The organism is Paenibacillus sp. AR247 (genome assembly GCF_002968895.1).
GTDB classification, from domain to species: domain Bacteria; phylum Bacillota; class Bacilli; order Paenibacillales; family Paenibacillaceae; genus Paenibacillus_AQ; species Paenibacillus_AQ favisporus.
Window position 1 is genome coordinate 133148 of record NZ_PCZT01000006.1, and the last position, 4697, is coordinate 137844.

The following is a 4697-nucleotide window of genomic DNA, read 5'->3' on the forward strand; positions in this document are numbered from 1 at the left end:
CTGAAAACGGTACGGGACATCATCGGCTACGTGTACGATCCAGCCCGAAGCAAAAAGGACATCGCCGCGTTGGCGCCGCTGCTGACCCGGGCATGCGAGCTCGGTGACCCTGCTGCTCTGGGCATTGCGCAGCGCAGCGCGGCTTCGCTCTCCGAGCTGGTAACGCCCGTTGCCGAGAAGCTGGCGCTGCAGGCAGGGGCGCTGGCCATGGCCGGAAGCGTGCTGCTTAACAACGTGTATATCCGGGACGCTTTTCTGGAGGGGCTGCAGGAGCGCTATCCGGAAATCACCTGCATCACGCCCAAAAAAGACGCGGCCAACGGCGCGGTGCTGATGGCGCTGAATCGTCTGCGGGAAGCAAAATAGCCGCATGACCAACCGGTGAACCGTGAAGTCGACCGCCAACTGGCGGCCAATAGCAAAACCTCCTTTCCTTGCGGCATATGCCGGCATGATAAAGGAGGTTTTTTCGTTGTACCCCTTAAGATAAGGATAAATTTCTCATACCGTCGCTTGGATATGAATTGTCATGCCGGCAGGGCTCCATGGCAGTACGGGCTCCATGTCAGTACGAACCATCTCGACGGACACCTGAACGATCCGCAGAAGCAGGATATTTCAGCAATACGGAAGAAATAGGTAGGCACAGAGGGGCGTATAATGCATAGGAAAATCGGAATGAGGTGCGCATTAAATATGGATGACTTCGAGTTGATTGAACGATACCGCCTTTGTTTGCAAAAGTATTCCGCCTGGCAGCTGCGGTACATTCCCGGACCGGAGATCTGGTCGATCGGCCAGATGTACGATCATCTGATCGCCGTTGCCATGGAGTACCTGGACTTTGTCCAAACTTGTGCAGAGAGTATGGAGGAGCAGCCGCTGGGCAAAACGCCGGCTGGAGATGACGTGTTCCGGCGCGGCGGCTTTCCGCCGGTCAAGATCAAGCTGGAAGGAGCGCAGGCCGCCAGTCCGAATAACGCGTTAAGCAGCGAAGAACTGGACGAGGGGCTGGCGAAGGTGATGGCAAGAATGCGGGAGTGGGAGCTGAAATTGGAAGAGGTTCACCCGGGCGGCAAAGTCCGGCACGGCGGCTTCGGCTGGCTGAATGCGCAGGAATGGTACCGGCTGATCGGCATGCACTTCCGCCACCATTTGCGGCAGCAAGCGGAGCTGGAAGAGCGGCTGCCAGAGCATCCCAGGGAAATTTAAAAAGGATGATTGCCGGGGCAGCTGCGGATACAATAGGGAGCAAGCACCTTTTTCCAAGCTTGAGCATCCCCTTCCCAGGTCGCTCCGGCGGGCATCCGAACGATGCGGATCTGCGGGTGTCCCGAATCGATCTCGGCTGTATCCGGATCACTGCTGTGCAATACAAATAAATATCGGAGATGTGGATTCATGTAGCTGTTCTCGATCGTCTCGAATATGTGATAGGCATCTTCGGTATGCTTGACCGTCCGGATCAGCAGCACGTCTTGAACGGATGAGAGGCAGCGGTTGAAGCGCCCGATCCGGCGTTCCAGCCTGTCGCGGAATTCGGGATAATCGAAGAGCGGGGGCCGCTTTGGATCGTATTTAAAATCGTGAAAGGACAGGCAGGTGCTGGCCTTATCCCGTACATAGTGGCAGTTGACCGAATGGCTGTAGACCTCCAGGTTCGGCAGCAGCATAAACCGTTCAAATCGCGATTCAAGCACCTGGCAGAAGCCCGGGGTTGAGGCGAAGTTGAACCAGTCGAAAGGACCGGCAGCCGTGCGCAGCCTGTTCCTCCGAAGCTGGGAGGCGACCTGGCAGCTGCTGCCAAGACTGAATATGGCATCGAAGGACTTAACCTTGGTCATGGTCAATTCCCCCTTTCTGAGTACAGGACTGAACCTATGATATTCGCGGCGTTCTTTATCGGAAACGGCACGAATCTATTTTCTACCAAAATGCAGTGCCGATAAATTTGCTATAATACTAAAGATTACACCGATAAAGGAGCCAGAGAAATTAACATGACGGAATCCAAAACGTTGGGAAAAACCCAATTTCAGCAGGTCCGCGAGTTTCATTTGGGCTTTGACTGCCCCGCTCCGGAAGAGCCGCAGGCTTTGAACGACAAGCTGGCGATGAACCGCGCCGCCTTTATTATGGAGGAAGTGGTTGAACTGCTGCATGCTACGGCCGGCAATGACGACAGGTTCAAGGCATTTTTGCCGAACTGATGGAACGGGCGCAGGATACATACCGCAAGCAGCAGCAAAAAGCCCATCCGGAGGACAAGCTGATCGGCCAGATCGATGCATTCACCGACATTCTCTACATTGCCAACGGCGGATTCGTCGAAGCGGGCGTGGAGCCGGACAAGATTTTTGAACATGTCCATACCGCCAACATGGGCAAGCTCTTTCCGGACGGAAAGCCGCATTATAACGAAGTGGGCAAAGTGATCAAGCCGGACCATTGGGAGCGGGACTTCGCTCCGGAACCGAAAATCGCGGCGGAGATCACCCGGCAGATCGAGCTCGGTCCGAAGCGGTTCAAGTAAAGCTGCAGGGGATGAGAGGGAACCAAAAGAAAAACGGCTCATGGCGGATGGAATATCCGTTCATGAGCCGTTTCCTTTTATCTAAGTATGACCACCAATTATGAAAGTAAGACTTAGTAGTTTGCGCCGTGATTGAACGGCTTGATTGCGTCCTTCGTGTCGTAATTAGCGCCGTGATTAAACGGCTTGATTGCATCCTGTGTGCCGTAGTTTGCACCGTGATTGAACGGCTTGATTGCGTCCGCCGAAGCCACCGCCGCTAAGAGTCCGCTAAGAAGTCCAAGCAAGATTACTGTCGAGAGAATCGTTTTTTTCATCTTTTAATTCACTCCCATAGGTAATTTTTTTAGACAACGGTGTAGTCAAATCTGCAAACCTCTGATTAGCTTGTCTACGACAATATTATCAGAAAATGTAAAAGTCTGTAAAGGGTTATCGACAAAAAAATTCAACATTTTCTTTCCGCAATTCGTATAACAAGAAGAATGCTTCGGACAGCTGCAAAAGAAGCCGGAAATTGTCCGGTAGGGCGGTAAAAATATTGTCATTACCTGGCATTCGCAGCCGCGTCTATGATAAGTTCATAGGGAATGGATGAAGGGGAGGAATCGATGAAGAAAAGGATCAACCTGCTGAATCTCGTATTTTTTGTACCTGCGGTCATTTTAAGCTTCGCGGTTTGGAACGATTACAAGCAGGACGTAGCCCGTGTTGAGGACCGTCTGCAGACGGTGGAGGGTTTGTTTTACCTGGATGGGGGAAGCAAGGTCATCAGCCTGACGGATGGCTCTGACGGTATGGATGCCATTCTTTACGATGCGGCGACGCATCAGGAAGTAACCACGATCCATTTGCGCTCCAACATACATAATCAGTTTGTAGGCACCTATCAGAAAGGAAATCTTGTGATCGCTACGACGGATGACAGTTCGGGGCTGCAGTTGAACGTCATTGGCCCCGGCGGCCATGTGGAGGAGCTTGTTAAAGGTATGCTGGAATTTGACGGCTTTTTAACATCGGCCGTTCATCATTGGAATGGCCGCATGCTGGTCGGAGGGGAAACGGCAAATGACACCTTCGTCGTCGGCGAAGTGAAGGACGGAGTATTCCAAACGGCATATCTCAACGAAGACACGGGACTGCCAGCAAGGCCGACGTCAATGTCCGAAGTCATGGGCAGTTTTAACGACAGCCGCGCCGTCCCCCTTTATGAACTGGATCTGAAAGATGGCAGCGCCGCATACGTCAGCGGCCTATTGAATGCACAGCACAAAGCAGCCATGCGGATCATTCCGGAGGGAGGATCTGGCTTTGATGCAGAGGATCTAGCGGAGCAGCAGTTTGCCGCACTTGCCGGTGTGGATCCTGCCCGGCTGTGGAGGACCGAATCCGGTGAACCAAAGCAGGTACGGACCTACGATGCGGTCAAGGGGGATTGGGGGAGTGTCGTTAAGACCCCTGCTCCGGTATATCAGGCTGCCGTCTTTCCGCTGAACGACCGCGAGACGCTCATCTTCGGCTCGACGGCAAAGGACGAACGGAAAGGCCAAGTCACCGGATATCTCTACGACCGGCAGACCCGGTCGTTTATAGACTTGTCCCAGCCATTGTCTAGCCTGGAACCGGAGAATGTAAGCAGCGGTACGCTGTCCTTTTACAAGGAAACCGGAGATGCGACGCTGTACTTTACCGAAGCAGAAAAGTCGGCCGGCTGGCTGAACGTCAAAGGGGGCACGCTCACCCGCATGACCGGTGAAGCGCTGCAAACCTGGCAGATTGCCGAAGGCGCCGACCGGATCTCATGGACAAGCTTCGCCCATTATTTGAAGCGCGGCAATGCGCTTGTCATCAACTGGGCGATTTGGCTGCTGATCCCCCTGGTGCTGTTTGGCGGTCTCGGACTGCTGATCCGGATCATGACAGCCAGACAGAAGAAGTTTACGGCCGAAGGAACGATTGTGCAGGGGACGGTAACCCGACTGCAAGAGACCGGGACCTACGTAAACGAACAACCGATGATCCGCTTTGACATCCGTTTCGAGGATGTCGATCCGCGCCAGGACGGCGTCCCGGATGACCTCGGGCTCGGTTGGCGGCAGATCGTCACCGGTCACGAAAACCGCGCGATTTTTCTTGCGGTTGTAGCTGATCAACACGGGATCGC

General features: G+C 53.9%; 6 protein-coding genes and 1 pseudogene. 5 read left to right on the forward strand and 2 right to left on the reverse strand.

Going from position 1 to position 4697, the window contains the following annotated elements; all coding sequences use genetic code 11:
- Together CPT76_RS05500 and CPT76_RS05505 are read left to right on the forward strand one after the other, a co-directional pair.
- Positions 1 to 366: BadF/BadG/BcrA/BcrD ATPase family protein (locus CPT76_RS05500; RefSeq protein ID WP_374954611.1), on the forward strand; the 366-nt coding region annotated here is incomplete at its 5' end.
- Positions 367 to 696: 330 nt separating this feature from the next.
- Complete coding sequence (locus CPT76_RS05505; RefSeq protein ID WP_105442188.1) at positions 697 to 1212, forward strand: DinB family protein; 516 nt, start codon at positions 697 to 699, stop codon at positions 1210 to 1212.
- Here CPT76_RS05505 and CPT76_RS05510 read toward each other — a convergent pair.
- A complete protein-coding gene (locus tag CPT76_RS05510) occupies positions 1209 to 1844 on the reverse strand; it encodes a DUF1796 family putative cysteine peptidase (RefSeq protein WP_105442189.1) in 636 nt (211 codons plus the stop codon). The genes CPT76_RS05505 and CPT76_RS05510 overlap by 4 nt on opposite strands.
- Before the next feature lie 156 nt (positions 1845 to 2000).
- Here CPT76_RS05510 and CPT76_RS38255 point away from each other — a divergent pair, with 156 nt between their 5' ends.
- Both CPT76_RS38255 and CPT76_RS38260 read left to right on the forward strand, forming a co-directional pair.
- A complete protein-coding gene (locus CPT76_RS38255; RefSeq protein WP_219845385.1) occupies positions 2001 to 2210 on the forward strand; it encodes a pyrophosphohydrolase domain-containing protein in 210 nt (69 codons plus the stop codon).
- On the forward strand, positions 2210 to 2533 hold the full coding sequence (locus CPT76_RS38260) for a pyrophosphohydrolase domain-containing protein (RefSeq protein ID WP_219845386.1): 324 nt from the start codon (positions 2210 to 2212) through the stop codon (positions 2531 to 2533). The genes CPT76_RS38255 and CPT76_RS38260 overlap by 1 nt, the downstream gene beginning before the upstream one ends.
- 113 nt (positions 2534 to 2646) lie before the next feature.
- Here the strand turns inward: CPT76_RS38260 and CPT76_RS05520 are convergent, their stop codons facing one another.
- Positions 2647 to 2850, reverse strand: a complete 204-nt coding sequence (locus tag CPT76_RS05520) for a hypothetical protein (protein WP_076171102.1) — start codon at positions 2848 to 2850, stop codon at positions 2647 to 2649.
- A gap of 294 nt (positions 2851 to 3144) precedes the next feature.
- On the opposite strand from CPT76_RS05520, the pseudogene CPT76_RS05525 reads away from it, so the two are divergent.
- Positions 3145 to 4697, forward strand: a pseudogene (locus tag CPT76_RS05525) (hypothetical protein); the annotation flags it as partial.

What these genes read in the sequence shown, in the direction of transcription:
- CPT76_RS05505 (WP_105442188.1), top strand. Translation starts at nt 697, where the DNA reads ATGGATGACTTCGAGTTGATTGAACGATACCGCCTTTGTTTGCAAAAG.
- CPT76_RS05510 (WP_105442189.1), bottom strand. Translation starts at nt 1,844, where the DNA reads ATGACCAAGGTTAAGTCCTTCGATGCCATATTCAGTCTTGGCAGCAGC.
- CPT76_RS38255 (WP_219845385.1), top strand. Translation starts at nt 2,001, where the DNA reads ATGACGGAATCCAAAACGTTGGGAAAAACCCAATTTCAGCAGGTCCGC.
- CPT76_RS38260 (WP_219845386.1), top strand. Translation starts at nt 2,210, where the DNA reads ATGGAACGGGCGCAGGATACATACCGCAAGCAGCAGCAAAAAGCCCAT.
- CPT76_RS05520 (WP_076171102.1), bottom strand. Translation starts at nt 2,850, where the DNA reads ATGAAAAAAACGATTCTCTCGACAGTAATCTTGCTTGGACTTCTTAGC.